26 protein-coding genes and 1 tRNA gene are annotated in these 25,475 nt (G+C 67.3%); 6 read left to right on the forward strand and 21 right to left on the reverse strand.

Annotated elements, in window-relative coordinates; all coding sequences use genetic code 11:
• Positions 1–102: 102 nt before the first annotated feature.
• From AC1DW3_RS18270 to secA, 5 genes are all read right to left on the reverse strand, one after another.
• The gene (locus AC1DW3_RS18270; protein ID WP_477933479.1) at positions 103–2,232 is read right to left on the reverse strand and encodes a prolyl oligopeptidase family serine peptidase; all 2,130 of its coding nucleotides are present in this window, start codon (positions 2,230–2,232) and stop codon (positions 103–105) included.
• 177 nt (positions 2,233–2,409) lie between these two features.
• Positions 2,410–3,639: a bifunctional glutamate N-acetyltransferase/amino-acid acetyltransferase ArgJ gene (gene argJ, locus AC1DW3_RS18275; RefSeq protein WP_477933481.1), complete on the reverse strand. Its 1,230-nt coding sequence runs from the start codon at positions 3,637–3,639 to the stop codon at positions 2,410–2,412.
• 97 nt (positions 3,640–3,736) lie between these two features.
• Positions 3,737–4,405, reverse strand: coding sequence for a PEP-CTERM sorting domain-containing protein (locus AC1DW3_RS18280; protein WP_477933483.1), 669 nt, complete (start codon positions 4,403–4,405; stop codon positions 3,737–3,739).
• A 32-nt stretch (positions 4,406–4,437) separates the two neighbouring features.
• Entirely contained in the window at positions 4,438–4,956 is a 519-nt protein-coding gene (locus AC1DW3_RS18285) for a PEP-CTERM sorting domain-containing protein (protein WP_477933485.1), read from the reverse strand.
• A 227-nt stretch (positions 4,957–5,183) separates the two neighbouring features.
• Complete coding sequence (secA, locus tag AC1DW3_RS18290) at positions 5,184–7,928, reverse strand: preprotein translocase subunit SecA (protein ID WP_477933487.1); 2,745 nt, start codon at positions 7,926–7,928, stop codon at positions 5,184–5,186.
• A gap of 169 nt (positions 7,929–8,097) precedes the next feature.
• Here secA and AC1DW3_RS18295 point away from each other — a divergent pair, with 169 nt between their 5' ends.
• On the forward strand, positions 8,098–8,436 hold the full coding sequence (locus AC1DW3_RS18295) for a hypothetical protein (RefSeq protein WP_477933489.1): 339 nt from the start codon (positions 8,098–8,100) through the stop codon (positions 8,434–8,436).
• 35 nt (positions 8,437–8,471) lie between these two features.
• Here the strand turns inward: AC1DW3_RS18295 and AC1DW3_RS18300 are convergent.
• The 6 genes from AC1DW3_RS18300 to petA all read right to left on the reverse strand — a co-directional run bounded on the left by AC1DW3_RS18300 (position 8,472) and on the right by petA (position 12,782).
• Positions 8,472–8,547: transfer RNA gene (locus AC1DW3_RS18300), tRNA-Thr, on the reverse strand.
• Positions 8,548–8,569: 22 nt separating this feature from the next.
• Positions 8,570–9,079 carry a ClpXP protease specificity-enhancing factor gene (locus AC1DW3_RS18305; protein ID WP_477933491.1) on the reverse strand — a complete coding sequence of 170 codons (510 nt, stop codon included), beginning with the start codon at positions 9,077–9,079 and terminating at the stop codon, positions 8,570–8,572.
• 126 nt (positions 9,080–9,205) lie between these two features.
• Positions 9,206–9,823, reverse strand: coding sequence for a glutathione S-transferase N-terminal domain-containing protein (locus AC1DW3_RS18310; RefSeq protein WP_056192820.1), 618 nt, complete (start codon positions 9,821–9,823; stop codon positions 9,206–9,208).
• Positions 9,824–9,961: 138 nt separating this feature from the next.
• Entirely contained in the window at positions 9,962–10,732 is a 771-nt protein-coding gene (locus AC1DW3_RS18315) for a cytochrome c1 (protein WP_477933493.1), read from the reverse strand.
• A 20-nt stretch (positions 10,733–10,752) separates the two neighbouring features.
• Positions 10,753–12,159: a cytochrome b gene (locus AC1DW3_RS18320; RefSeq protein ID WP_477933495.1), complete on the reverse strand. Its 1,407-nt coding sequence runs from the start codon at positions 12,157–12,159 to the stop codon at positions 10,753–10,755.
• A gap of 20 nt (positions 12,160–12,179) precedes the next feature.
• Entirely contained in the window at positions 12,180–12,782 is a 603-nt protein-coding gene (gene petA / locus AC1DW3_RS18325; RefSeq protein WP_477933497.1) for a ubiquinol-cytochrome c reductase iron-sulfur subunit, read from the reverse strand.
• Positions 12,783–12,955: 173 nt separating this feature from the next.
• Between petA and mscL the strand changes: the two genes are divergently transcribed.
• Together mscL and AC1DW3_RS18335 are read left to right on the forward strand one after the other, a co-directional pair.
• Positions 12,956–13,378, forward strand: coding sequence for a large conductance mechanosensitive channel protein MscL (gene mscL, locus AC1DW3_RS18330; RefSeq protein ID WP_477933499.1), 423 nt, complete (start codon positions 12,956–12,958; stop codon positions 13,376–13,378).
• Positions 13,379–13,510: 132 nt separating this feature from the next.
• Positions 13,511–15,928 carry a DUF1631 family protein gene (locus AC1DW3_RS18335; RefSeq protein WP_477933501.1) on the forward strand — a complete coding sequence of 806 codons (2,418 nt, stop codon included), beginning with the start codon at positions 13,511–13,513 and terminating at the stop codon, positions 15,926–15,928.
• Here AC1DW3_RS18335 and pdxA read toward each other — a convergent pair.
• Complete coding sequence (gene pdxA, locus AC1DW3_RS18340) at positions 15,912–16,919, reverse strand: 4-hydroxythreonine-4-phosphate dehydrogenase PdxA (RefSeq protein ID WP_477933503.1); 1,008 nt, start codon at positions 16,917–16,919, stop codon at positions 15,912–15,914. The genes AC1DW3_RS18335 and pdxA overlap by 17 nt on opposite strands.
• 72 nt (positions 16,920–16,991) lie before the next feature.
• On the opposite strand from pdxA, the gene AC1DW3_RS18345 reads away from it, so the two are divergent.
• Both AC1DW3_RS18345 and AC1DW3_RS18350 read left to right on the forward strand, forming a co-directional pair.
• Positions 16,992–18,800, forward strand: coding sequence for a DUF885 domain-containing protein (locus AC1DW3_RS18345; protein ID WP_477933505.1), 1,809 nt, complete (start codon positions 16,992–16,994; stop codon positions 18,798–18,800).
• Positions 18,797–19,708 (forward strand): M14 family metallopeptidase, encoded by a 912-nt coding sequence (locus tag AC1DW3_RS18350; RefSeq protein ID WP_477933507.1) that lies wholly within the window; start codon positions 18,797–18,799, stop codon positions 19,706–19,708. Before AC1DW3_RS18345 ends, AC1DW3_RS18350 begins: the two co-directional genes overlap by 4 nt.
• Positions 19,709–19,721: 13 nt before the next feature.
• On the opposite strand, the gene AC1DW3_RS18355 is transcribed toward AC1DW3_RS18350, so the two are convergent.
• Together AC1DW3_RS18355 and AC1DW3_RS18360 are read right to left on the reverse strand one after the other, a co-directional pair.
• Positions 19,722–20,327 (reverse strand): hypothetical protein, encoded by a 606-nt coding sequence (locus AC1DW3_RS18355; protein WP_477933509.1) that lies wholly within the window; start codon positions 20,325–20,327, stop codon positions 19,722–19,724.
• Positions 20,328–20,471: 144 nt separating this feature from the next.
• Positions 20,472–21,218 carry a Nif3-like dinuclear metal center hexameric protein gene (locus AC1DW3_RS18360; RefSeq protein WP_477933511.1) on the reverse strand — a complete coding sequence of 249 codons (747 nt, stop codon included), beginning with the start codon at positions 21,216–21,218 and terminating at the stop codon, positions 20,472–20,474.
• Positions 21,219–21,235: 17 nt separating this feature from the next.
• Between AC1DW3_RS18360 and AC1DW3_RS18365 the strand changes: the two genes are divergently transcribed.
• The gene (locus AC1DW3_RS18365; RefSeq protein WP_477933513.1) at positions 21,236–22,402 is read left to right on the forward strand and encodes a S1C family serine protease; all 1,167 of its coding nucleotides are present in this window, start codon (positions 21,236–21,238) and stop codon (positions 22,400–22,402) included.
• Here the strand turns inward: AC1DW3_RS18365 and tatC are convergent.
• The 7 genes from tatC to hisI all read right to left on the reverse strand — a co-directional run bounded on the left by tatC (position 22,390) and on the right by hisI (position 25,474).
• Positions 22,390–23,193: a twin-arginine translocase subunit TatC gene (gene tatC / locus AC1DW3_RS18370; protein ID WP_477933515.1), complete on the reverse strand. Its 804-nt coding sequence runs from the start codon at positions 23,191–23,193 to the stop codon at positions 22,390–22,392. The two genes, AC1DW3_RS18365 and tatC, sit on opposite strands and share 13 nt — an antisense overlap.
• Entirely contained in the window at positions 23,193–23,669 is a 477-nt protein-coding gene (tatB, locus tag AC1DW3_RS18375) for a Sec-independent protein translocase protein TatB (RefSeq protein ID WP_477933517.1), read from the reverse strand. Before tatB ends, tatC begins: the two co-directional genes overlap by 1 nt.
• On the reverse strand, positions 23,670–23,906 hold the full coding sequence (gene tatA, locus AC1DW3_RS18380) for a Sec-independent protein translocase subunit TatA (protein WP_477933519.1): 237 nt from the start codon (positions 23,904–23,906) through the stop codon (positions 23,670–23,672).
• A gap of 122 nt (positions 23,907–24,028) precedes the next feature.
• On the reverse strand, positions 24,029–24,376 hold the full coding sequence (locus tag AC1DW3_RS18385) for a histidine triad nucleotide-binding protein (RefSeq protein ID WP_477933521.1): 348 nt from the start codon (positions 24,374–24,376) through the stop codon (positions 24,029–24,031).
• A 12-nt stretch (positions 24,377–24,388) separates the two neighbouring features.
• Complete coding sequence (locus AC1DW3_RS18390; RefSeq protein ID WP_477933523.1) at positions 24,389–24,757, reverse strand: DUF4870 family protein; 369 nt, start codon at positions 24,755–24,757, stop codon at positions 24,389–24,391.
• Positions 24,754–25,092 carry a phosphoribosyl-ATP diphosphatase gene (locus AC1DW3_RS18395; RefSeq protein ID WP_477933525.1) on the reverse strand — a complete coding sequence of 113 codons (339 nt, stop codon included), beginning with the start codon at positions 25,090–25,092 and terminating at the stop codon, positions 24,754–24,756. The genes AC1DW3_RS18390 and AC1DW3_RS18395 overlap by 4 nt, the downstream gene beginning before the upstream one ends.
• Positions 25,085–25,474, reverse strand: a complete 390-nt coding sequence (gene hisI, locus AC1DW3_RS18400; RefSeq protein ID WP_477933527.1) for a phosphoribosyl-AMP cyclohydrolase — start codon at positions 25,472–25,474, stop codon at positions 25,085–25,087. The genes AC1DW3_RS18395 and hisI overlap by 8 nt, the downstream gene beginning before the upstream one ends.
• Position 25,475 lies beyond the last annotated feature (1 nt).

Raw genomic sequence — 25,475 nt, forward strand, 5'->3', positions numbered from 1 at the left:
GGCGATGTGCTTGCGGCTCGATGCCGCAAGCATCGCCGTCCCCTCGGGGGACCGACCAGGCTCGCCTGCGTACAGCCAGGCGAGACTGGGCGAGGGGCACCATCACTTCACCTCGAGCTTCATCGTGTTGGCGATGAAGGCCAGGATGTCGCTGCGCTCCTCGATGATCTTCGAGGTGGGCTTGCCCGCGCCATGACCGGCATTGGTCTCGATGCGGATCAGCTTGGGCGCCGCGCCGGTGTCGGCGGCCTGCAGCGTCGCGGCGTACTTGAAGCTGTGGGCCGGCACGACGCGGTCGTCATGGTCACCGGTCGTGATCAGCACGGCCGGGTACTTGGTGCCGCTCTTGATGGTGTGCACCGGCGAATAGGCACGCAGCGCGTTGAACATCTCCGGGCTGTCGGCGCTGGTGCCGTAGTCGGTGGCCCAGGCCCAGCCGATGGTGAAGTTCTGATAGCGCAGCATGTCCATCACGCCGACCTGCGGCACGGCGACGGCGAACAGATCCGGGCGCTGGTTGGTGACGGCGCCGACGAGCAGGCCGCCGTTGCTGCCGCCGTTGATGGCCAGCGTCGCCGGGCTGGCGACCTTGTTCTTGACCAACCAATCGCCGGCGGCGATGAAGTCGTCGAAGACGTTCTGCTTCTTCAGCTTGGTGCCGGCCTCGTGCCAGGCCGAGCCGTACTCGCCGCCGCCGCGGATGGAGGCGATGACGTAGACGCCGCCCATCTTCATCCACGTGGCCGCCGTGACGCCATAGCCCGGCGTTATGGAGATGTCGAAACCGCCGTAGCCATAGAGCAGCGTCGGGTTGCTGCCGTCCAGCTTCAGGCCCTTCCTGGCGGCGATGAAGATCGGGAAGCGGGTGCCGTCCTTGCTGGTGACGAACTCGCGGCGGGTTTCGAACTCGTCGGCGTTGAAGGCCGTCTTGGGCTTCTTGAACAAGCTGACCTTGCCGGTCTTGACGTCGTAGCGATGGATCTCGGCCGGCGTGGTCAGGCTGGTGTAGCTGAAGAAGGTTTCCTTGTCGCTCCAGCGGCCGCCGAAGCCGCCGGCGGTGCCGACGCCGGGCAGCTTGACCTCGCTGAGCTGCTTGCCGTCGGCGCCATGCACGCGCACCAGCGTGGCGGCGTCATGCAGATAGCTCAGCAGGAAGCGGCCGCCGACGGCGGAGGCCATGGTCATCGCGTCGGGGCCTTCGGCCACCAGCGTCTTCCAGTTGGCCTGCGCCGGGTTCTTCAGGTCGACGGCGACCAGCTTGCCGCGCGGTGCGCCCTTGTCGGTCTTGACGATGAGCTTGCCACCGACGGCGGCGATGGGGGTGTACTGGGCGTCGAAGTCCAGCGTGATGGGCTGGGGCTTGCCGCCGGCGAAGCCGCCCTTGGGCAGGGGTAGCACCATCAGGCCGTTCTTGCTGCCGGCGCTCTTCCAGACGCTGATGAGCAGCAGCTGGCCGTCGTCCGAGACCTCGGTGCCGAAGCCCCATTCCTTGTCGTCGCGGTTCTCGGCGACGAGAACGTCCTCGCCCTGGGCCGTGCCGAGGCGGTGGTAGTAGAGCTTCTGGAAGTAGTTGGCGCCGGTCAGCTTCTCGCCTTCCTTGGGCGCGTCGTAGCGGGCGTAGAAAAAGCCCTTGCCGTCGGCCGTCCAGGCGGCGCTGCTGAACTTGACCCAGTCGATCTTGTCGGCTAGGTCCTGGCCGGTGGCGAGGTCGCGCACCTTCCAGGTCTGCCAGTCGGAGCCGGCACCGGCGATGCCATAGGCCAGCAGCTTGCCGTCGCGCGAGGGCACGACGCCGCTCAGCGCCACGGTGCCGTCCTTGGACAGCAGGTTGGGGTCCAGCGCGACGACGGGCGCGTCGCTCAGCGACTTGGCCGTGTACAGCACGTTCTGCTGCTGCAGGCCGTCGTTGCGGGTCCAGAAATAGCGGCCGCCCTCGCTGAAGGGGATGCCGAAGCGCTCGAAGTTGTAGAGCTCGGTGTAGATGCGGCGCGCCGGCAGGCGCTGCGGCATGGCGGCGAGGAATTTGTCGGTGACCTCGTTCTGCTGCACGACCCAGGCCTTGGTCTCGGCGCTGTTGTCGTCCTCCAGCCAGCGGTAGGGGTCGGCAACGGCGGTGTCGTGATACGCGTCGATCTGGTCGGCCTTGCGCGTGACGGGATAGGTCAGCGACTGGGCCTGCGCGCTGGTAGCGAGCACGGCGGCGATGGCGATGGCAGACAGGGTGAGCTTCATCAGGCGGAGTCCTGGATTCGAGGAAGCGCCGATTCTCAGCGCGACCGCCCAGCCCCGCCGATCGTCATGCGATGAAGCCCTGACAGCAAAAACCCGGAGATCATGCCCACCGGCTCGCAGGCCGGTGGTCCTTCGTCAGGCGTCGGACAGGCCGCAGGGCCTGTCCTCGGTCCGGACTCAGCTCCGGTAGTCGGCGTTGATGGACACGTAGTCGTGGCTGAGGTCGCAGGTCCAGACCGTCGCGCTGGCCTGGCCACGGTTCAGGCCGACGCGGATGGTGATTTCCGACTGCTTCATGACGCGCTGGCCGTCTTCCTCGCGGTAGGTGGGCAGGCGCCCGCCCTGGCGCACGATCGCGACGTCGTCCAGGTCCAGATCGATGAGCCCCTGGTCGAGGTCGCCGATGCCGGCATAGCCGACCGCGGCAAGGATGCGGCCGAGGTTGGGGTCGCTGGCAAAAAAGGCCGTCTTGACCAGGGGCGAGTGGGCGATGGCGTAGGCCGCGAGCTTGCACTCGGCCTCGTCGCGGCCTCCCTCGATGGTGATGGCGATGAACTTGGTCGCACCCTCGCCGTCGCGCACGATGGCCTGGGCCAGCTCCTGGGCCAGCGCGATCAGCGCCTCGCGCAGCACCTTGGCGTCGGCGCTGTCCAGCGACGTGATCTCGGCATGCGCGGCCTTGCGGCTGGCGATCAGCATGAAGCAGTCGTTGGTGGACGTGTCGCCGTCGATGGTGATGCGGTTGAAGGAGGCGTCCGCGGCTTCCTTGACGAGGGGTTGCAGCAGGGCCGGAGCGATGTTGGCGTCCGTGGCGACGAAGCCCAGCATGGTGGCCATATTGGGGCGGATCATGCCGGCGCCCTTGGAGATGCCCGACAGCGTGACCGGCACGCCGCCGATCTCGATGCGGCGCGAGGCGGCCTTGGGCAGGGTGTCCGTCGTCATGATGCCGGCGGCGGCCTCGGCCCAGTTGTCGGCCTTCAGCGCAGCCAGGGCCGCGGGCAGGCCGGCGGTGATGCGCTCGACGGGCAGCGTTTCCATGATGACGCCGGTCGAGAAGGGCAGGATCTGCTCCGGTTGGCAGCCGATCAGGCCGGCCAGGGCCTGGCAGGTTTCACGGGCGCGGGCGAGGCCGTCGGCACCGGTGCCGGCGTTGGCATTGCCGGTGTTGATCAGCAGCGCGCGGATGGCCGAGCCGCCGGCCAGGTGCTCGCGGCAAAGCTGCACGGGCGCGGCGCAGAAGCGGTTGGTGGTGAAAACGCCGGCGACGGCGGCGCCCTCTTCCAGCGCGATGACGCTGAGGTCGCGCCGGTTGGCCTTGCGCACGCCGGCCATGGTCACGCCGAGGCGCACGCCCGGCACGGGCAACAGGGAGGCGGGATCGGGGGCGGTGAGATTGACGGGCATGGCGCGCTCGGTGGGAGTCAGGGAAAGCGCGCGGATTGTAGGAAGCAGAAAAGCAAAAAGGCTCCCGAGGGAGCCTTTTCAGCGGCGCGCGCTGCGCTCAGCGCGGCAGGCGGCGGCGGGCGATCATGCCGATGGCGCCCAGACCGGCCAGCAGCAGGGCATAGGACTCGGGCTCGGGAACGGCGACCGTCGGCGTGGCGACAACCAGATCCTGGTAGTTGGCGTTGCTGAGCTTGGTCAGGCTGTACAGCGATGCGCCGTGGTAGGCCTGAGCGGCGGCCAGGTAGCTGCTGGCAAAGGTCTGCGCGCCGGTGGCCGTGGTGAGCTGCGCGCCCGACAGGCCGGCGGTCTTCAGGAAGAAGTTGCCGTTGTTCTCGGCCAGGCTCAGCGTGCCGCTGGCCTCGCGCATGATTTCCCACACGGCGAGCTGGAAGCCTGCTTGCTGCGCGCCGTCATGCACGGAGCCGAAGCTGCTGGAGTACAGCGCCTGCAGCAGGGTGCCCTGCGTGCCGCTGAAGCTGCCGACCGTGTAGGTCTTGAAGCCCCTGCTCGTGATCGCGAACGACTGGTCGGGTTCGATGCAATAGGCCTGGAAGCTGCCGGTGGCCGCGTTCGTGTAGTTCAGGCCGCCGGTGATGTAGTTGGCCGTCAGCGAAGTCGTGAGCGCCGGGTCGCCGGCATCGCGGCTATCGAAACGGATGCTGACGTCGGCGAAGGCCGTGGCACTGGACAGCAGGGCTGCGGCGAGGGCGAAAGACTTGATCATGGTGGACTGCTCGTGAATTTCGGTCAGCCGGCTCAGCCGACGCGGCGGCGGCGCGACAGGCTCAAGCCAGCCAGGGCGACGGCGACAAGGGCCAGGGCGGTGGGCTCGGGCAGGTCGACGCCGCGGCCATTCAGCTGGGCTTGGTAGCCTTCGGGCGACTTGACGCCGTAGCCTTCACCGACGACATGCAGTTCCCAGTTGCCGGCCGACAGCCACAGCGGGCTCAGGCCCCAGGTTTCGGTGCCGCTCTCGTCGGCGTCCCAGTCGATGGCATGGGTTTCGGTCAGCGCGACGGTTGTACCGCCCAGCTTCAGGAAGGCCGACGTGATGTTCACGCTGGCGCTCGGCTCAGGGGAGAGGGTGAGGAGGGACGCGCCCAGTAGGGTCTGGCTGGTCAGCGTGAAGTTGAAGATGTTGTCGAAAGCGGCCGCGTCCTGGCCGTTGGACATGATGTTGTTGTTGCCGAAGGTGAACGACACCGGCGCGGCGGCGGCGGTACCGGCGGCGAAGGCCAGACTCAGGGCGGCGAAGGCTGTAGACAACGATTTCATGACGCGCTTTCAGGTTCTCTATTCGGGTCTACCCGGTGTTTTACCGGGGTATGGGCTGCACTCTAGGGGGGTGGACAAGGGCCTGGCACCCCTCATGCGTGTGGCGCAGGGGTCTGGTTGTGCCCAAACGCACGGTTTCCCCCCCACATGGGTGGGCTGAGCGAGGCCGGCGGCCCAATGAAAACGGGCCGGCTGAGCCGGCCCGTGAGGGATCGAGACCTGGAAACTCAGGCCAGCTTGCCGTGGCAGAGCTTGAATTTCTTGCCGCTGCCGCAGGGGCAGGGGTCGTTGCGGCCGATGTGGCCGTACTCGGCCAGCAGCGTGGCGGGGTCGACGTCCTGGCTGATGGAGCCGTCCTCGTTCGGGTGCTGGTAGGTCACGTTGGACACCGCTTCGGCACGGCGCTCCATGGCCTCGGCGGCCTGGCTGGCCTCTTCCTGGCTCTGGATGCGCACATTCATCAGCGTGCGGGTGACTTCCATCTTCACGAGGTCCAGCAGCTGGGAGAACAGCTCGAAGGCTTCGCGCTTGTATTCCTGCTTGGGGTTCTTCTGGGCGTAGCCGCGCAGATGGATGCCCTGGCGCAGATAGTCCAGCGCGGCCAGGTGCTCGCGCCAGCGCTGGTCGATGCTCTGCAGCAGCACCATGCGCATGAAGGGGTTGAACTGATCGATGCCGACGCGGTCGAGCTTGTCCTGGAACAGCTCGTCGCCGGCCTTGGTGACGGCGGCCAGCAGGTCCTCGTCGGTGATGGAGTCGCTCTTCTTGACGAGTTCGGTCAGTGACAGGCCGATCTGCCATTCGCCCTGCAGCACCTGCTCCAGGCCGGGCAGGTCCCACTGCTCTTCCACGCTCTCGGCGGGCACGAAGGTGCGCACGACGTCGGTCAGCGTGGATTCGCGCAGCGAGGCGATCTGGGCGACCAGGACCTCGGCCTCGAGGATGTCGTTGCGCTGCTGGTAGATGACCTTGCGCTGGTCGTTCGACACGTCGTCGTACTCGAGCAACTGCTTGCGGATGTCGAAGTTGCGGGCCTCGACCTTGCGCTGGGCGCCCTCGATGCTGCGCGTGACGATGCCGGCCTCGATGGCCTCGCCCTCGGGCATCTTGAGCCGGTCCATGATGGCGCGCACGCGCTCGCCGGCGAAGATGCGCATCAGCTGGTCGTCCAGCGACAGGTAGAAGCGCGAGGAGCCCGGGTCGCCCTGGCGGCCGGCACGGCCACGCAGCTGGTTGTCGATGCGGCGGCTCTCGTGGCGCTCAGTCGCGATGATGCGCAGGCCGCCCTCGGCGCGCACCTTGTCGTGCAGGCCCTGCCACTCGTCCTTGAGCTGCTGGATGCGGCGCGCCTTCTCGTCGGCGGGAATGGCGTCGTCGGCCTCGAGGAACTTGACCTGGTTCTCGACGTTGCCGCCCAGCACGATGTCGGTGCCGCGGCCGGCCATGTTGGTGGCGATGGTGATGACGCCCGGGCGACCGGCCTGGGCGACGATCTGCGCTTCCTTCTCGTGCTGCTTGGCGTTCAGCACGTTGTGGGGCAGCTTGGCCTGGTCCAGCAGCTTGGAGATCAGCTCCGAGTTCTCGATGGACGTCGTGCCGACGAGCACCGGCTGGCCGCGCGTGTGGCAGGCGCGGATGTCCTCGATGACGGCGTTGTACTTTTCCTTGTCGGTCTTGTAGACCAGGTCCAGTTCGTCCTTGCGGATGGTCGGGCGGTTCGGCGGGATGACGACGGTCTCGAGGCCGTAGATCTCCTGGAACTCATAGGCCTCGGTGTCGGCCGTGCCCGTCATGCCGGACAGCTTGCCGTACATGCGGAAGTAGTTCTGGAAGGTGATGGAGGCCAGCGTCTGGTTCTCGGCCTGGATCTGCACGCCTTCCTTGGCCTCGACGGCCTGGTGCAGGCCATCGCTCCAGCGGCGGCCGCTCATCAGGCGGCCGGTGAACTCGTCCACGATGGTGACTTCGCCGCCCTGCACGACGTAGTGCTGGTCACGGTGATAGACGTGGTGGGCCCGCAGCGCTGCATTCAGGTGATGCATCAGCGTGATGTTGGCCGCGTCGTAAAGGCTGGCGCCCTCAGGGATCAGGCCGGCCTCGGTCAGCAGCGCTTCCGCGACCTCGTGACCATCCTCGGTCAGGTGGATCTGGTGCGACTTCTCGTCCACCGTGAAGTCGCCGGCCTCGATGACGCCCTCGCCGGTGCGCGGGTCGAGCTCGCCGATCTGCTTCTTCAGCTTGGGCACGACGGCGTTGATGCGCAGATAGACGTCGGTGTGGTCGTCGGCCTGGCCCGAGATGATCAGCGGCGTGCGCGCCTCGTCGATGAGGATGGAGTCCACCTCGTCGACGATGGCGTAGGCCAGGCCGCGCTGCACGCGGTCGGCCGTCTCGTAGACCATGTTGTCGCGCAGGTAGTCGAAGCCGTACTCGTTGTTGGTGCCGTAGGTGACGTCGGCGGCATAGGCGGTCTGCTTCTGCTCGCGCGGCGCCTGTGGCAGGTTGATGCCCACCGACAGGCCCAGGAAGGTGTACAGCTTGCCCATCCACTCGGCGTCGCGACGCGCGAGGTAGTCGTTCACCGTGACGACGTGGACGCCCTTGCCCGTCAGCGCATTCAGGTAGACCGGCAGCGTCGCCATCAGCGTCTTGCCTTCGCCGGTGCGCATTTCGGCGATCTTGCCGTCGTTGAGCACCATGCCGCCGATCAGCTGCACGTCGAAGTGGCGCATCTTCAGCGCGCGCTTGCTGCCCTCGCGGCAGACGGCAAAGGCCTCGGGCAGGATGTCGTCGACGGTCTCGCCGGCGGCGATGCGCTGCTTGAACTCGGCCGTCTGGGCGCGCAGTTCGTCGTCGCTCAAGCCCTCGTACTTCGGCTCCAGCGCGTTGATCTTCGCCACGGTGCGGCGGTACTCTTTAAGCAGACGCTCGTTGCGGCTACCGAAAATCGAGGTGAGAAGCTTGGGCAACATGCTGCGAAGGAATGAGGAGCTGCGCGGCACCGGCCGGGGTCCCGGCGGGTGGAAGGCGCGAATCTGAGGGCATGGCAGGGCATTGCAAGACGGACTTGCCCGGCCGCGCAAAACGGCGCAGTTTAGCAGCGGGCCATGAAGCGGCCGGCCGCCTGACTACACTGCGGCCATGGCCACCCCGCCCCGCTATCTCGCGCCCAGGAGCTCGCGCGCCAGCGTCCCGTCGCCGACACCGGTGGCCGACGCGCTGCGCGCCCATGAAGGCCTGAGCCAGCTCAGCGCGCGCCTGGACGCGTCGCGGCGGCGGCTGCGCATCATCTCGCCCGCCCTGCCCGGCAACCTGCTGGCCAGCCTGCAGCCCGGGCCGCTGGACGAGGACGGCTGGAGCCTGCTGGCCGCCAACGCGGCCGTTGCCGCCAAGTTGCGCCACCTGCTGCCGCGCCTGGAAGCGCTGCTGGCCCAGGCCGGCCTGCCGGGGCATATCCGCGTCAAGCTGATCCAGAAATGAAAAAACCCACGGTCGCGAGACCGTGGGTTTTTGATTGGTGCCGGCTATCGGATTCGAACTGATGACCTACCGCTTACAAGGCGGTTGCTCTACCAACTGAGCTAAGCCGGCGAAGGACGCGAATTCTAGACGTTCACTTCACCCGTTTCAGCGAAGGCCGCGGGCCGCCGCTGGGAGTGTCCGGCGGGGGCGGCGTGTCGTCACCCTCGTCGTTGGCTTCGCTCGCCAGGCGCAGGCCGCTGCGCCGCGGCTCCGTCGCCACAGGGGCGGCGGGCACGTGGGCGCCTTCGGCCAGGGGCTCGGGGGCCGGGAAGGCCATGCCCTGGCCGTTCTCGCGGGCGTAGATGGCCACGACATGGTCCACCGGCACGATGATCTCGCGCGCGACACCGCCGAAGCGGGCCTTGAACTGGATGAACTCGTTGCCGAGGTCCAGTCCGCTGGTCGCATCGAAGCCGATGTTCAGCACGATCTCGTTGTTCGAGACGTACTCCATCGGCACCTGCACCGAGCGGTCGACGTGGACCGCGACATAGGGCGTGAAGCCGTTGTCCGTGCACCAGTCGTGCAGGGCACGGATCAGGTAGGGGCGGGTGGACGTGCCATTGCCCGCGCCGCCTTCGATCCCTTGCGATTTATCCATGTACAACAGTCAACCCGGTCAGGGCGCAATTCGGTCAGTAGACCCAGCAACCGACAGTGGAACCGGCTTGGCCAGCCCACTGACGGCTCCCCATGAGGCGAAGCGCGCAGGCGCTTCGGGGGACGATCAGCGGCGCATGACCTTTTCCGAGGGCGTCAGCGCCTCGATGTAGGCCGGGCGGCTGAAGATGCGCTCGGCGTACTTCAGCAGCGGCAGCGCGTTCTTGGACATGTCGATGCCGTAGTAGTCCAGGCGCCACAGCAGCGGGGCGATGGCCACGTCGAGCATCGAGAAGTCGTCGCCCAGCATGTACTTGTTCTTCAGGAAGATCGGGGCCAGCTGGGTCAGGCGGTCGCGGATCTGCGAGCGGGCCTTTTCCAGTTGCTTGTCCGTCGCCTTGGTCGTCGTGCCGCGGCCTTCGAGGATGTTCACGTGGGCGAACAGCTCCTTCTCGAAGTTGAGCAGGAACAGGCGCACGCGGGCGCGCGCCACCGGGTCGCCGGGCATCAGCTGCGGGTGCGGGAAGCGCTCGTCGATGTACTCGTTGATGATGTGCGATTCGTACAGGATGAGGTCGCGCTCGACGAGGATGGGCACCTCGTTGTACGGGTTCATCAGTGCGATGTCTTCGGGCTTCGCGAACAGGTCAACGTCACGGATTTCGAAGTCCATGCCTTTCTCGAACAGCACAAAGCGGCAGCGGTGCGAGTAGGGGTCGGTGGTACCGGAGTAGAGGACCATCATGGCTTGGGCTCCCGAGGGGTCAGTCAATCAAAACTCACGCGGCAGGCCGCCGCGCAAAAAGCAAACGCAGTGGGTGGCTGGATGCCCTCCCCACTGCGTGTTTGGCACCGCTTTGAGGCAGTGCCGGGACTTGCAGGTCTACTTCACATCCTTCCAGTACGAGGCGTTCAGACGCCAGGCGAATACGGTCAGGATGGACAGGAAGATCAGCACGATGACGCCCAGCTGGAAACGCTGGCCTTGTGCCGGCTCGCCCATCCACTGCAGATAGGCGACCAGGTCGGCCACCGCTTCGTCGTACTGGCGCTCGGACAGCGTGCCGGGCGTCAGCTGCTGATAGCCGGCGAAAACGTGGATCTTCTTGTCGTGGTCATGCGGGTCGGCCACTTCCTCGAACTTGGCGGCGCGCTGGCCCTGCAGTTCCCACAGCACATGCGGCATCGCGACGCTGGGGAAGGCCAGGTTGTTCCAACCGGTAGCCTTCGTGTCGTCGCGGTAGAAGTTCCGCATATAGGTGTAGAGGTAGTCCGCACCCGAGCCCTTGGCGCCATCGGCGCGCGAGCGCGCGATGACGGTCAGGTCGGGCGGGTTGGCGCCGAAGAAGGCCTTGGCGTCCTTCGCGTCCAGGCTGACCTTCATGGTCTCACCGACCTTCTCGGCCGCGAACAGCAGGTTGTTCTTGATGTCGGCTTCGGACAGGCCGATGTCGCGCATGCGGTTGTAGCGCATGTAGGCGGCCGAGTGGCAGTTCAGGCAGTAGTTGACGAACAGCTTGGCGCCGTTCTGCAACGCAGCCATGTCCGCCATCTTTTCCTTTGGGAACTTGTCCCACTCGATGCCGCCACTGGAAGCGTGGGCGGCACCAGCCAGGCTCAGCGAAGCCAGCAGGAGAGCGATCAGCTTTTTCATTTGTGTTGTTGCTCCGCGGCTCAGTGGGCGTGGAAGGTCACACGGTCGGGCACCGGCTTGGGCGTCCCCAGGCGGCTCCACCACGGCATCAGCAGGAAGAAGCCGAAATAGAACAAGGTGCCCACCTGGGCGACCAGGGTGCCCATGTCGCTCGGCGGCTGGATGCCGAGGTAGCCCAGCCACAGGAAGAAGACGACGAAGACGGCGTAGACAACCTTGTGCCAGTCCGGGCGATAGCGGATCGACTTGACCGGGCTGTGGTCCAGCCAGGGCAGGAAGAACAGGATGACGACCGCGCCGCCCATGACGACCACGCCCCAGAACTTCGCGTCGAAGACTTTGAGCAGGAAGATCAGCACGGCAGCCGCCACCAGCAGCGCCACCTTGGCCGCGCCACCGAACTTGCCCTTCAGGAAGCTCACGACGGCCGCGATGCCGACGACGCCGCAGAGCACGTTGACCATGGTGTCGGTCGTCGCGCGCAGCATCGAGTAGAACGGCGTGAAGTACCAGACCGGGGCGATGTGCGCCGGCGTCTTCAGCGGGTCGGCCGGGATGAAGTTGTTGTACTCGAGGAAGTAGCCGCCCAGTTCCGGTGCGAAGAACAGGATGGACGTGAAGGCCATCAGGAACAGGCAGACGCCGTAGATGTCGTGCACCGTGTAGAACGGGTGGAAGGCCACGCCGTCCAGCGGGATGCCGGTCTTGGGGTCCTTGTGCTTCTTGATCTCGACGCCATCGGGGTTGTTGGAACCGACGTCGTGCAGGGCCAGCAGGTGGGCCACCACCAGGCCCAGCAGCACCAACGGCACGGCGATGACGTGGAAGCTGAAGAAGCGGTTCAGCGTCGCGTCACCGACGACATAGTCGCCGCGGATCATCAGCGCCAGGTCCGGGCCGACGAAGGGCACGGCAGCGAACAGGTTCACGATGACCTGGGCGCCCCAGTAGGACATCTGGCCCCAGGGCAGCAGATAGCCCATGAAGGCCTCGGCCATCAGGCACAGGAAGATCGCGCAGCCGAAGATCCAGACCAGCTCGCGCGGCTTGCGGTAGCTGCCGTAGATCAGGCCACGGAACATGTGCAGGTAGACCACGACGAAGAAGGCCGAGGCGCCCGTGCTGTGCATATAGCGGATCAGCCAGCCCCAGGGCACGTCGCGCATGATGTACTCGACCGACGCGAAGGCCAGGCCGGCATCGGGCTTGTAGTGCATCACCAGGAAGATGCCGGTGACGATCTGGATCACCAGCACCAGCAGCGCCAGCGAGCCGAAGACATACCACCAGTTGAAGTTCTTCGGTGCGTAGTACTCCGACATGTGGACCTTGTAGGCGTCGAACGCGGTCGGGAACCGGTTCTCCAGCCAGGTCATGGTCTTCACGCCTGCCGAGGCGCCTGCGGGTGCTTCTTTGAATTCAGCCATGTCTCGTCCCGTGGTTCCGTTTAGGCCTTCTTGTCTTCACCAATGACCAGTCGGGTGTCCGACAGGTACATATACGGCGGCACTTCGAGGTTGTCGGGCGCGGGCTTGTTCTTGAACACGCGGCCGGCCATGTCGAAGGTCGAGCCGTGGCAGGGGCACAGGAAACCGCCTGTCCAGTCGTCGGGCAGCGAGGGCTGGGCACCGGTGGCGAACTTGTCGCTCGGCGAGCAGCCCAGGTGGGAGCAGATGCCCACTACCACCAGGTATTCCTTCTTTTCCTGCCGCGAACGGTTCTCGTTCTTGGCGTACTCGGGGATCGGGAAAGCCTTGCGGTCCGAATTCGGATCGGCCAGCTGGCCGTCGTTCTTCTTCAGGGCCTCAAGCTGCTCCGGCGTGCGGCGCACGATCCAGACCGGCTTGCCGCGCCATTCGACGGTGAGCTTTTCGCCCGGCTTGATGCCGGAGATGTCGACCTCGACGGGGGCACCGGCGGCCTTGGCGCGCTCGCTCGGCGCAAAAGTGCTGACGAAGGGCACGGCGGTCGCAACGCCACCAACGGCGCCAGCGCAACCGGTTGCAATCAACCAGGTCCGCTTGCCTTGGTCCACTTGCTGGTCACTCATGAGGGTCCTCTAAAGAGACTTCTGATCAGGGGCAGCCCAGGATTCTAACGGACGCTTACCCACGGCTCGGCCAAGCGGCGACCGACCACAGGTTTACCCGCCTTCTAGGTGCATGGACTTGGCGCCAACATCGCCCGAGTCATCTCACAGACATCGCCATCCAGGAGGCCCGCATGAGTTTCTTCTCCGAGTTCAAGGAGTTCGCCGTCAAAGGCAATGTCGTCGACCTGGCGGTCGGCGTGATCATCGGCGGCGCCTTCGGCAAGATCGTCGACTCCCTGGTCGGTGACGTCATCATGCCGGTCGTCAGCAAGATCTTCGGCGGGCTGGACTTCAGCAATTACTTCATCCCGCTGGCCGGCCAGACGGCCACCACGCTGGCCGAAGCCAAGAAGACCGGCGCCGTGCTGGCCTATGGCAGCTTCCTGACCGTTTCGCTGAATTTCATCATCCTGGCCTTCGTCATCTTCCTGATGATTCAGCAGATCAACCGCCTCAAGCGTGAGCCCGAAGCCGCCCCCGCGCCGACCGAGCCGCCGCCCACGCCGGAAGATATTCAGCTGCTGCGCGAGATTCGCGACTCGCTGAAGCGCTAAGCTCTCGCCCCGCTCCGCCGCCCGGTAAGCAATAGTTACCGGGCTTTTTTTTGCCACCAATTTGGCAACCCGTTGAAAACCCGTGCTTGTTGCAAGCGCGATACTTTCGATGCAGCTCGTGCCACTTTGTTGATGAACGCGCCAGAGATACGCCTCAATCCTCACCTCGAAGCCTCGCTGACCCGCATCCGTCTGGCGGGTGAGCAGGCGGCTGAGCGCTGCGCGGAAGGACTTGGGCTGTTGGCGCTGTCCTCCGGCCAGGTCAAGAAGCGCGACACGCTGCTGGCGGCTCAATTCGTTTTCCGCCAGCAGCAAGGCGTGTTTTCGCAGCGTTTTGTGCAGAGTTTGCGCAAGCAGGTCGCGGCCGAGCAATCCGATCCCAAGCCGCAGACCGCGGCGCCAGCCAAGAAGGGCTGGGGCGAGCTCTCGCTGATGGACGACGACCAGGTCAACAACCTGGTGGCCGCCGACCGCATCGGCCTGGCCATCGGCCACCACTGCGAGTGGGAGCTGCGCGAGGTCGAGTCCTATGTCGCCGGCATCCAGGTCGGCGAGCGCAACCCCTTGCGGCCCGAACTCATCGGCCAGGGCCTGCTCGACGCCATCCAGGCCATCACCGACGACCCCGTCACCCGCCAGACCCTGACCGACGAGCTGACCCGCTCCCTGGCCCAGGAGATGCGCGCCTGCTACGGCGACATCGCCGAGCTGCTGCGCTCGCGCGGCCTGCGCCCCCAGGATTTGCGTGTGCGCGCGACGCCGGACGGCGCGGCCTCGCGCCTGGGTGGCCTGGGCGCCCCCACCCAGCCGGGCGACCTCGATTCGGGTCACGGCGGCATGTCCACCCGCGGCGGCTACGGCGGCTCGGGGCATGGCGGCCTGGGCGGGCAAGGCGGCCAGGGCGGCGGCCGCAACACCGGCTTCGGTGGCATGGGCGGCGGCTTCGGTGGTCGCGGCGGTGGCGGTGGTGGCGGCGGCTTCGGCCGGGTCGAACCGCAGATGATGGACCTGCTGCGCCGCCTCGCGCAGGCGCCCGGGGCCTATGAGCCAGCCTACGACAGCCACGGTAACTCCGGCCGCATGGGCCTGGACACCCTCAGTGGCGAACCCAGCGCCTGGGGGCAGATGCCCCTGCCGGCCAATCTCATCAACCAGCACCGCGACGAGCTGCGGCAGATGGCCACGGGCCGGCTGGACCACATGGTCATCGACGTCGTCGCCGGCCTGTTCGACCAGATCCTGTCCGACCCCAAGGTGCCGCCGCAGATGGCGCGCCTGCTCGCCCGCCTGCAGCTGCCCGTGCTGCGCGTGGCCCTGGGCGACGAGACCTTCTTCTCCTCGCGCCGCCATCCGGTGCGCGTGTTCGTCAACCGCATGGGCTCGCTCGCCTGCGCCTTCGACGACTTCAGCGATGACCCGGGCCGCTCCTTCCTGGCCCATGTCCGCGACCTCGTGCAGGACGTCGCCCAGGGCGATTTCGACCGCATGGACGTCTACACGGCCAAACTGGACGCCCTCGAAACCTTCATCGCCGAGCAGACCCGCAACACGCTGAAGGCCGCTGGCGACGCCGCCGCCGTCGTCGAACGCCGCGAGACCGACCTGCGCCTGCAGCAGCGCTATGCGCTGCAACTGCAGCAGCAGCTGGCCCGGGTGCCGATGCAGGACTTCCTGCGCAGCTTCCTCGCCCAGGTCTGGAGCCAGGCCATCGTGCTGGCCTCGCGAGAAGGCGCGCCGGAGCGGGCGCTGCGCCTGCGCACCCTCGGCCGCACCCTGGTCATGAGCGTGCAGCCCAAGGGCGGCACGGCGGCCCGCGCCGACTTCCTGCGCGAGCTGCCCAATCTGATGCGCACCCTCAACGAGGGCATGGATCTGATCCGCTGGCCGGACGGCCCACGCAAGGACTTCTTYGGCGTGCTGCTGCCGGCACACGCCGAGTCGCTGAAGGGCCAGGCCCCCAGCGCCCTCGACACCAATCTGCTGATCAAGCAGCTTGATCAGATCTTCGGCGTCGCGCCGCCTGGAGAAGCCGATCTCGCCAAGCCCATCGCGGGCGAAAGCGCCCCCGGCGAGCTCGACGCCAGCCAGCGCCTGACGCCGGCCGAGGCTAAGAGCCTGGGCCTGGTCGAGGACGCCAGCGTCGACTGGAACGGCGAGCTCGATCTCGACCTGTCGGGCAACGACGCCGCCGCGGCGGCCGAGCCTCTGCAGGCCGTGGACATCTCCATCGACGGCCTGCCCGCCGCCGAAAGCCCATCCGAGCCCAGCGGCGGGGCCGGGCTGATGGACAACATGCAGATCGGCTTCGCCTACCAGATGCACACCGGCACCGAGTGGCAGAAGGTGCGCCTGGCCCATGTCAGCGCGGGTCGCAGCTTCTTCATCTTCACGCATGGCAGCCGCCACCAGGAGACGGTGACGATGACGGCCCGCATGCTGAGGAAGCTCTGCGAGGCCGACCGCATGCGCGCCTTCGAGAACGCTTACCTGCTCGAGCGCGCCACCGCGCGCGCGCGCGCCCAGTTGGCGGCGCTTACGCCGGCGCGCTGAGCCGTCGAGCCATTGCCAATGCCGCACCCAGGCTGGCTGGGTCGGCCAGGCCCCGCCCCGCGATGTCGAAGGCCGTGCCGTGGTCGGGGCTGGTGCGCACGAAGGGCAGGCCCAGCGTCACATTGACGCCCTGCTCCACGCCCAGGTACTTGACCGGGATCAAGCCATGGTCGTGCACCATCGCGACGACGACGTCGAACTCACCGCGGCGGGCGCGCATGAAGATGGTGTCGGGCGCATAGGGGCCGCTGGCATCCATGCCCGCCGCGCGTGCATCGGCAATGGCCGGCGCGATGTGCAGGATCTCCTCGTCGCCGAACAGGCCCCCTTCGCCCGCATGCGGGTTCAGGCCTGCCACCGCGATGCGCGGCGCCGCGATGCCCATGCGCTGCAGCGCCGCCTGCGTGATGCTCAGCGTCTCGGCCACCGCCTCGCGCGTCACGCGCTCGATCGCCTCGCGCAGCGAGCAGTGGATGGTGACGAGCACCGTGCGCAGCTCCTCATTGGCCAGCATCATGCGCACCGGCACGCCGCCCGCCAGCGCCTGCAGCATCTCCGTGTGGCCCGGATAGGGCGAGCCGGCCGCGTGCAGGGCCTCCTTGTGGATGGGGGCCGTGACGAGGGCGCGCGCCCGGCCGGCCTGGATCAGGCCGACGGCGGCCGCTATGCACAGGGCCGCGGCCGCGCCGGCACGGGCGTCGACCTGGCCCAGCGGTGCCTCGATCAGACCCACCGGCAGGCCCACGGGTTGCCAGACCGGCAGGCAGCGCGGCGGCACGCGGCCCAACTCCTCGGGCTCCTGCAGCTCGGCCACCGCCAGCCCGCCGCCGATGGCCGCCACGGCCCTCCTCAGCACGGCCACGTCGCCCACCACGAGGGCGTCGCGCGGCGCATTCTGGCGCCACAGCCTGGCGATGATCTCGGGGCCGATGCCGCAGGCATCACCCATGCTGACGACCAGGGGCTGGCCTAGGGAGTTTTCCGGGGTCATGCTGCATTCTTTCATCACCTCGGCGGCGCACTGGCAGACTGCCGACCGGCTGATCACGCCGTGGAGATTCTCTTGCGCAAGACCCTTGTTGCCGCCCTTGTTGCCACCCTGACCGCCGGCCTGCACCTGGYCGCACCGGCCGCCACCCAAGCGGCCCCAAAGCCCGCAGCCACGGCTGCCGACGCCTCTGCCAAGGCCCATCAGGCGCTGCAGGCCCTGTTCGATGAAGCCTGGGAGTCCGAGGCCCGCGCCGCGCCCGAATGGGCGACGCTGCGCGGCGACCTGCGCTTCAACGACAAGCTGAGCGACCGCTCCGAGGCCGGCCTCGCCGCCCGCGACGCCTTCGCCCGCGACATGCTGGCCCGCGCCCGCGCGGTGGACGTCGGCCTGCTCAGCGACACCGACCGCGTGTCCCTCGCCCTGTTCATCAACCGCTACCAGCAGGAAGTGGCCGTGCAGGGCTTCGCCGGCTGGCGCACGTTGACGCTGGGAACGCTGTACGGCGCGCAGTCGGCGCTGGCCGGCTTTGCACGCAATGTGCCGGTCAACAACGAGGCCCAGGTCAAGCAGTGGCTGGCGCGCCTGGCCGCTTATCCGGCGCGGGTCGACCAGGAGATCGCCATCCTGCGCCACGGCCTGGCGCTGGGCTGGGTCACGTCCAAGCCGGTGCTGGCCCGTGCCATCGCCCAGGTCGAGGGCCAACTGACCGAGGACGTCACCAAGAGCCCTGCCTACGAGCCCTTCGCTCGCATGACAGTGGACGCCGGCGTCAAGGCCAACTACCAGACCCAGGGCCAGGCGGCCATGCGCGAGCTCTTCTACCCGGCCCAGCGCAAGCTGCTCGCCGTCATGAAGGACGAGCTCAGCCCCAAGGCGCCCGACAGCGGCTCGCTGTCGACCTACCCCGGCGGCGACAAGGTCTACGAGGCGCTGATCCTGCGCCATGTGACGCTGCCGCTGGCGGCCGGCGACATCCACACCACCGGCCTGCGCGAGGCCGCACGCATCCGCGCCGAGATGGAGAAGGTCAAGGCCGAGGCCGGCTTCGACGGCGACCTCGCCGCCTTCAAGAAATTCCTCTACAGCGACCCCAAGTTCTTCAACCAGAGCGCCGATGAGCTGCTGGACGGCTACCGCGCCATCGCCAAGCGCATCGACCCCGAGCTGCCCAAGCTCTTCACCCAGTTGCCGCGCTCGCCCTATGGCATCCGCGGCATGCCGCCCTACACCGGCGAAGGCGCGGCCGACAACTACAACGGCCCGTCGCTGGACGGCACGACGCCCGGCTGGTTCAACGCCAACGCGATCGCCTTCAAGCGCCGGCCCAAGTGGGCGATGGAGACCCTGGTGGCCCACGAGACCGTGCCCGGCCACCACCTGCAGATCTCGCGCCAGGTCGAGCTGGGTGAGCTGCCCAACTTCCGCCGCCAATCGCAGTACTCGGTCTTCAGCGAAGGCTGGGCGCTGTATGCCGAGACGCTGGGGCCGCAGATCGGCCTGTTCCGCGACCCCTACACGCGCTTCGGCCACCTGCAGGCGCAGATGTTCCGCGCCGCCCGCCTGGTCACCGACACCGGCCTGCACGCGCTGGGCTGGAACCGCGACAAGGCCATCGCCTACATGATCGAGCAGACCGGCCACGACGCCACCTTCATGACGGCCGAGGTCGACCGCTACCTGTCCCAGCCCGGCCAGGCGCTGAGCTACATGATGGGCGAACTGAAGATCAAGGAGCTGCGCGCCCGCTCGGAAGCCGCCCTCGGCGCCAGGTTCGACCAGCGCCGCTTCCACATGGCCGTCATCGACCAGGGCGCCATGCCGCTGCCGCTGCTGGAGCAGCGCATCAATGCGTGGATCTTGAGCGAAAAGGCACGGCCATGAGCTACGCAATCGGCATTCCCGGCCAGCCCTGGGGCCCGACCGAGGTCGCCGCCTGGCGTGGGCGCCTCGTCAAGCAGCGCAGCTTTGCGGCTGACGTGGTCGCCGCCATCGAGTCCCTGAAGCAGGACTTCGACGTCAGCGAATACGGCGCCGTGGTCTACAACGGCGAGCGCTTCCCGCTGCTGGCCATCCGCAGCCGCGGCTGGCGCGACGACCTGCCCATCCACGTCGTGACCGGTGGCGTGCACGGCTACGAGACCAGCGGCGTGCAGGGTGCGTTGCAGTTCATCCGCGAGCATGGTCAGGAAGTCGCCGGCCGCGCCAACCTGCTGGTGGTGCCTTGCGTCAGCCCCTGGGCCTATGAGCGCGTGCAGCGCTGGAACTTCGACGCCCTGGACCCCAACCGCAACTTCCGTGCAGGCAGCCCCGTGCCCGAGTCCGCGGCCCTGGTGGCCTTGCTGGCGCCGCTGCGCGGCCGCGTGCTGATGCATATCGACCTGCACGAGACGACCGACACGGACGAGTCGGAGTTCCGCCCGGCCCTGGCGGCACGCGATGGCGAGGTGTTCGAGCCTGGCGTGATCCCCGATGGCTTCTACCTTGTCGACGACGCCGAGCACCCGCAACCCGAGTTCCAGCGGGCTGTCATTGCCGCGGTGGCCCAGGTCACCCACATCGCCGAGCCCGATGCCAACGGCCAGATCATTGGCTGTCCGCTGCAGTCGCCCGGCGTCATCAGCTTCGCGGTGCGCAGCCGCAACCTGTGCGCCGCCATCACCGGCGCCCGCTTCAGCACGACGACCGAGGTCTACCCCGACAGCCCGCGCGCCACGCCCGAGCAATGCAACGCGGCGCAGGTCGCCGCCACCCGCGCCGCGATCGCCTACGCGCTGGCGGCCGAGACCTGAACCTCAGGCGGCGTCATTCACAGACCAGCAGGCCCCTGGCGCCCACGCCATGCGTGGACTGCAGCAGCGACGTGGCATTCACCAGCCGCCCCATGCGGCGCCGCACGAAGCCGTCGGCATCGCGCTCGAGCTTGACGCAGAGTTCAGGGTCCAGCCCCATCGCGATGCGCTCCTCGAAGGTGGGCTTGGGCGAATTGCTGCGCGGGTCGGTCGTGGCCGGGTTGGCCAGGGCGCCGCGCAGGATTTCGGGGCTGGGCCTCAGGTTCAGCGCGCCGGGTGCAGAAGCCGCCGCACCGGGTGACACGGCCGCACCGGTCGCCGCAACCACGGGGGCGCCCTCGCCGCTCGGTGCGGCGGACAGGGTTGGCTTGGGTCTCGGGCTGATGCCCGGTGATGCGGCGGCGGGCGGCCGCGCCTGCACGCGCGCCGCACGCTGGCGCAACTGCGGCGGCTGCGGCACCAGGCGCAGCACCACTGAACGCCGCGCTTCTTCGCCTCCCGCCGGCCACCGTCGCGCCTGCAAGACGAGCAGCAGCAACACCGCGTGCCCCAACAGCACGGCRCAGACCGCCACCTGCCGGCGCCGGGACGAAGCCAGGCGCCAGCGGCCTGGCCGCATGACGGCCTCCGCCGCCTTCACGCGCCGGCCAGATGAAGGCCAAGCATCCCAAGGACACGAGTGGGCGAGCGGGCAACGCAGCAGCAGGAAGGCATGCCGGATGCTAGGAGCCGCGGCCCCGCGCCGGGTTACGCCAGGATTAGGTCAGGCTGGGTTGTCCACGTCGATGAACTGCCAGCTGAGGCCCAGGTCCTGGGCGACCTGGGCACCCACGCCCTGCACGCCATAGCGCTCGGTGGCGTGGTGGCCGGCGGCGATGAAGGCGACGCCGGTCTCGCGGGCGTAGTGGGCTTGCGGTTCGGAGATCTCGCCGGTGATGAAGACATCGGCGCCGGCCGCGATGGCCGATTCAAAATAGCCCTGGGCGCCGCCGGTGCACCAGGCGACGCGGCGCAGCGGGCGGCCGTCACCGGGCACGGTGGTCACGGGGCGGCCGAGCCGCTCGGCCAGTTGCGCCGTCAGTGCATCGAGACCGGTCGCCTCGACGGCAGCGCTGAAGCCCAGGTCCTGTTCGCCGAAGCGGCGGTCCGCCGCCCAGCCGAACTGCGCGCCGAGCTGGGCGTTGTTGCCCAGGGTCGGGTGGGCGTCCAGCGGCAGGTGGTAGGCGAAGAGGTTGATGTCATGCTGGATCAGGCGGGCCAGGCGCTGCTTCATCCAGCCCGTCACGCGGCCGTCCTGGCCGCGCCAGAACAGGCCGTGGTGCACGAGGATGGCGTCCGCCTTGGCGGCGATGGCCGCATCGATCAGCGCCAGGCTGGCAGTGACCCCGCAGACGAGATGGCGGACATCTGCGCGCCCCTCGACCTGCAGACCGTTCGGCCCATAATCCTTGAAGCGCGCGGGCTCCAGCAACTGGTTCAGTCGGAGCTCCAGCGCGGCGCGATCGGTCATGGCTTGATGGGGATGTGGTGTTGAAACGGCTCTGGCTGATTTTCGCGCAGGCGGTCACCGTCATCCTCGCCGCACTCTTTGTCGTCGCGACGCTGAAGCCGCAATGGCTGAAGAACGCCCGCCTGCCCGACGCGACCATCGCCCAGACCGCGCGCCAGATCGCGCTGCCCCCATCCGCCGCCGCCTCCGTGGTGCGCGTGGGCTTTTCGCAGGCCGCGCGTGTCGCGGCGCCGGCGGTCGTCAGCATCACGGCCAGCAAGGCGCCGTCTCGAGCGGGCCGTGCGCACGAGCAGTTGTTCGGCTTCCCGTTCGGACCACGCCAGCCGCGCGGCAACCCTCAGCTCGGCCTGGGATCGGGCGTCATCATTTCGGCCGACGGCGTACTGCTGACCAACAACCATGTCGTCGATGGCGCCTCCGACATCGAGGTCATGCTCAGCGACGGCCGCCAGGCCAAGGCCAAGCTGATTGGCACCGACCCCGAGACCGATGTCGCCGTGCTGAAGATCAATCTCCCCGACCTGCCGGTCATCGCGATGGGCGACGCGGCCAGCCTGGCTGTGGGCGACGTCGTGCTGGCCATCGGCAACCCCTTCAATGTCGGCCAGACCGTCACGTCCGGCATCGTCTCGGCGCTGGGCCGCAATCAGTTGGGCATCAACACCTTCGAGAACTTCATCCAGACCGACGCGGCCATCAACCCCGGCAACTCGGGCGGCGCGCTGGTGGATGCCGATGGCCGGCTGGTGGGCATCAACACGGCCATCTTCTCGCGCAGCGGCGGGTCCCTGGGCATCGGTTTTGCCATCCCCGTCGATGTGGCGCGCCAGGTGGCCTCATCACTGCTGCAGGACGGCGTCGTCGCGCGCGGCTGGATCGGCGTGCAGACGCGCGAGCTGACGCCGGAGCTGGCCGAGGCACTGAAGCTGGGCGATGCCAAGGGCGTCCTGATCGGCGGCGTCTACGACGATGCGCCAGCGGCCAAGGCCGGCATCAAGCCGGGCGATGTGCTGACCCGCGTCGGCGCGCATGCGGTGGCGACGCCGACCGAGCTGCTGGCCAGCGTCGCGGCGCTCAAGCCCAGCAGCCAGGTCGAGGTGAGCGTGCAGCGCGCCGGCAAGGCCCTGCAGTTCCAGCTCGCCGTGGCGCAGCGGCCGCGGCCGCCACGCAATCAGGACGACTGATCGGTGGTGGTCGCCTCAGCCTCGTCGGGCGCCTTGGTATGGCGCACGAAGTAGCCGGCGGCGAACAGGCCCACTTCATAGAGCAGGCACATCGGGATGGCCAGGGCCAGCTGGGAGACGATGTCCGGCGGCGTGATGACGGCCGCGACGATGAAGGCGACGACGATGAAGTAGCCGCGCCATTCGCGCAGCTTCTCGACCGACACGATGCCCATGCGCGCCAGCACGACGACGATGACCGGCACCTCGAAGGCCGCGCCGAAGGCGATGAACATGTTCATCACGAAGCCGAGGTAGGCCTCGATGTCTGGCGCCGCCGTGATGCTCTTGGGCGCAAAGCTCTGGATGAACTTGAAGACCTGGCCGAAGACGAAGAAATAGCAGAAGGCCACACCGCCGAAGAACAGCAGCGTGCTCGACAGGACCAGCGGCACCACCAGGCGCTTTTCGTGCGAATACAGGCCCGGCGCGACAAAGGCCCAGGCCTGATAGAGCACGATGGGCAGCGCCAGCATGAAGCCGGCCAGCATCGTGATCTTGATCGGCACGAAGAAGGGCGCGATGACGTTGGTCGCGATCATCTTGGTGCCTTCGGGCAGGTTGGCCACCAGCGGCGCGGCCAGCCAGTCATAGAGCTGGCTCGGGCCCGGGTAGAGGCAGAGCACGCCGAAGCAGACCGCGATGGCGATGACGGCACGCAGCAGCCGGTCGCGCAACTCCATCAGGTGGGTGACGAAGGGCTGTTCGGTGCCGGCGAGTTCGTCGTGGTCGGGGTTCTGGAAGGAGCTCATCAACGGATACCCGGCGGACGGAAGCGCGCCACTCGGGCAGCCCCTGATTGGGTGTGACGCTTCACGCCGGCCTTCTGCTTGAACCACACCGGCGTGCTGCCGCGCTTGAGGCGCCAGTTCTTCCGGGGATGACGGTATTCGGGTGGCGGCGGCGCGATGGTCGTGCCCGCTTCGTAGGACGGGTCGCTGGTCACGTCGCTCCAGGTCTGGTTCAGGGCCTGGCTGGCCGAGTCCACCTCCTGGCGCACGCTCTGCTCGACATCGCGCGCCGCCGTCTCGAACTGGGACTTCATCTTCTGAAGTTCCTCCAGCTCGATGGAGCGGTTGACCTCGGCCTTCACGTCGGCCACATAGCGCTGCGCCTTGCCGAGCAAGGTGCCCACCGTGCGGGCCACGCGCGGCAGCTTCTCGGGGCCGATGACGATCAAGGCCACCGCGCCGATCAGCGCGATCTTGTCGAAGCCGAAGTCAAGCACTTAGGACTTGGTCTTGGCGTCGACGTCGACCGTGTTCGGGTCATTGACCTTGCGAGCGGTGACCTGCTGGGGCGCTGCCGTCGCGTCCTCGGACGCAGTGCCGTCCTTCACGCCATCCTTGAAACCCTTGACGGCCGCGCCGAGGTCGGAACCGACATTGCGCAGCTTCTTGGTGCCGAAGATGGCGATGACGACGACGAGGACGATCAGCCAGTGCCAAATACTGAATGAACCCATGATGTTGACTCCTTGTGGACTGGCTCAAATTCTAGGTGAGGGATGACCCTAGCATCAGGGGTCATTTCGAGGCCGAGCGCGTTCCGGTGCGATCGTGCTCAGCCCTTAGGTTTGGTCACAACTCAGCCTTTCAACCAGGGACGCGGGCCGCCCATCACATGCAGATGCAGGTGCAACACCTCCTGACCGCCGTCGGGACCGGTGTTGATGACGTGGCGGAAACCGTTGGTGACGCCCAGTTCCTTCATCAGCCGCGGGCCCAGGGCCGTCATTTTGCCCAGCAGCGCGGCATCGGCTTCGGTCACATCGCCCATGGACGCGATGTGGCGCTTGGGGATGATGAGGACGTGGACAGGCGCCCAGGGATGGATGTCGTGGAAGGCGAGGACATCTTCGTCCTCATAGGCCTTCTTGCTCGGGATCTGGCCGGCGACGATCTTGCAGAACAGGCAGTTGGGGTCGTGAGTCATCTTTTGCTCGCTTCAGACCGGCATGGGCTTGCCGTCGTTCCAGTTCAGGAAGCCCTTGACGATGCGGTAGAGGAACCAGATGCCGTCTACGGCGAGGATCACGAAGCCCACGCCCAGCAGCAAGGTGGCAAAGCCCAGGACGCCCCACACCAGACTCCACCAGAAGGTGCGGATCTGCCAGGTGAAATGGCTGGCGTAGACGGTGTCCGCGGCGTCCTCGCGCTTGATGTAGTTGATGATGATGGCGACGACGCCGGTGAAGCCGGTGAAGAAACTCAGCGCATAGAGGGCATAGACCACCATCGTCAGCTGCTTGAGGCTGGCCAGCTTCTCGTCGGGCGCGCCGACACCCAATGCCACGGGGCTAGGATCATTGTTCATGGCGCTTCTTTCGTGGGCTTGTTGCGGGACGCAAATTCTTCCAGGCCGGACAAGCCCTCGCGACGCGCAAGTTCCCTGAGCACGTCCTCGGGCGTCAGGCCGAAATGGGCCAGCGCGACCATGCTGTGGAACCAAAGATCGGCCACCTCGTAGACGACCTTCTGAGCGTCGCCATCCTTGGCCGCCATGACGGTCTCGGTGGCTTCTTCGCCGACCTTCTTCAGGATGGCGTCCAGGCCCTTGTCGAAGAGCTTGGCGACATAGCTCGTCGTCGGATCGGCGCCTTTGCGGGAGGCGATGACCGCGCCGACGCGGTGGAGGATGTCGTCACTCATAGATCTTGCTCGGGTCCTTCAGGACCGGCTCGGTGGCGCTCCAGACGCCGTTTTCCAGCTTCTGGAAGAAGCAGCTGTGGCGGCCGGTGTGACAAGCGATGCCCGGCTCGTGGCCCAGCTGGGTGATGGTCAGCAGCACGACGTCGTTGTCGCAGTCCATGCGGATGGCGTGCACCTGCTGGAAGTGGCCGCTCTCCTCGCCCTTGTGCCAGAGCTTGGCTCGCGAACGGCTCCAGTAGACGGCCTGGCCGCGCTCGGCCGTCAGCGCCAGCGCTTCGCGGTTCATCCACGCGAACATCAGCACGTCGCCCGTGCCCTGCTCCTGGGCGATGACGGGCACCAGGCCCTTGTCATCCCATTTGATTTCGTCCAACCAGCTCATG

This window comes from Roseateles sp. P2_H4 (assembly GCF_056403315.1).

Bases quoted from the DNA above. Each gene is read 5' to 3' on its own strand.
- AC1DW3_RS18270 (WP_477933479.1), bottom strand. From the start codon at position 2,232: ATGAAGCTCACCCTGTCTGCCATCGCCATCGCCGCCGTGCTCGCTACC.
- argJ (WP_477933481.1), bottom strand. From the start codon at position 3,639: ATGCCCGTCAATCTCACCGCCCCCGATCCCGCCTCCCTGTTGCCCGTG.
- AC1DW3_RS18280 (WP_477933483.1), bottom strand. From the start codon at position 4,405: ATGATCAAGTCTTTCGCCCTCGCCGCAGCCCTGCTGTCCAGTGCCACG.
- AC1DW3_RS18285 (WP_477933485.1), bottom strand. From the start codon at position 4,956: ATGAAATCGTTGTCTACAGCCTTCGCCGCCCTGAGTCTGGCCTTCGCC.
- secA (WP_477933487.1), bottom strand. From the start codon at position 7,928: ATGTTGCCCAAGCTTCTCACCTCGATTTTCGGTAGCCGCAACGAGCGT.
- AC1DW3_RS18295 (WP_477933489.1), top strand. From the start codon at position 8,098: ATGGCCACCCCGCCCCGCTATCTCGCGCCCAGGAGCTCGCGCGCCAGC.
- AC1DW3_RS18305 (WP_477933491.1), bottom strand. From the start codon at position 9,079: ATGGATAAATCGCAAGGGATCGAAGGCGGCGCGGGCAATGGCACGTCC.
- AC1DW3_RS18310 (WP_056192820.1), bottom strand. From the start codon at position 9,823: ATGATGGTCCTCTACTCCGGTACCACCGACCCCTACTCGCACCGCTGC.
- AC1DW3_RS18315 (WP_477933493.1), bottom strand. From the start codon at position 10,732: ATGAAAAAGCTGATCGCTCTCCTGCTGGCTTCGCTGAGCCTGGCTGGT.
- AC1DW3_RS18320 (WP_477933495.1), bottom strand. From the start codon at position 12,159: ATGGCTGAATTCAAAGAAGCACCCGCAGGCGCCTCGGCAGGCGTGAAG.
- petA (WP_477933497.1), bottom strand. From the start codon at position 12,782: ATGAGTGACCAGCAAGTGGACCAAGGCAAGCGGACCTGGTTGATTGCA.
- mscL (WP_477933499.1), top strand. From the start codon at position 12,956: ATGAGTTTCTTCTCCGAGTTCAAGGAGTTCGCCGTCAAAGGCAATGTC.
- pdxA (WP_477933503.1), bottom strand. From the start codon at position 16,919: ATGACCCCGGAAAACTCCCTAGGCCAGCCCCTGGTCGTCAGCATGGGT.
- AC1DW3_RS18350 (WP_477933507.1), top strand. From the start codon at position 18,797: ATGAGCTACGCAATCGGCATTCCCGGCCAGCCCTGGGGCCCGACCGAG.
- AC1DW3_RS18360 (WP_477933511.1), bottom strand. From the start codon at position 21,218: ATGACCGATCGCGCCGCGCTGGAGCTCCGACTGAACCAGTTGCTGGAG.
- tatC (WP_477933515.1), bottom strand. From the start codon at position 23,193: ATGAGCTCCTTCCAGAACCCCGACCACGACGAACTCGCCGGCACCGAA.
- tatA (WP_477933519.1), bottom strand. From the start codon at position 23,906: ATGGGTTCATTCAGTATTTGGCACTGGCTGATCGTCCTCGTCGTCGTC.
- AC1DW3_RS18385 (WP_477933521.1), bottom strand. From the start codon at position 24,376: ATGACTCACGACCCCAACTGCCTGTTCTGCAAGATCGTCGCCGGCCAG.
- AC1DW3_RS18390 (WP_477933523.1), bottom strand. From the start codon at position 24,757: ATGAACAATGATCCTAGCCCCGTGGCATTGGGTGTCGGCGCGCCCGAC.
- AC1DW3_RS18395 (WP_477933525.1), bottom strand. From the start codon at position 25,092: ATGAGTGACGACATCCTCCACCGCGTCGGCGCGGTCATCGCCTCCCGC.
- hisI (WP_477933527.1), bottom strand. From the start codon at position 25,474: ATGAGCTGGTTGGACGAAATCAAATGGGATGACAAGGGCCTGGTGCCC.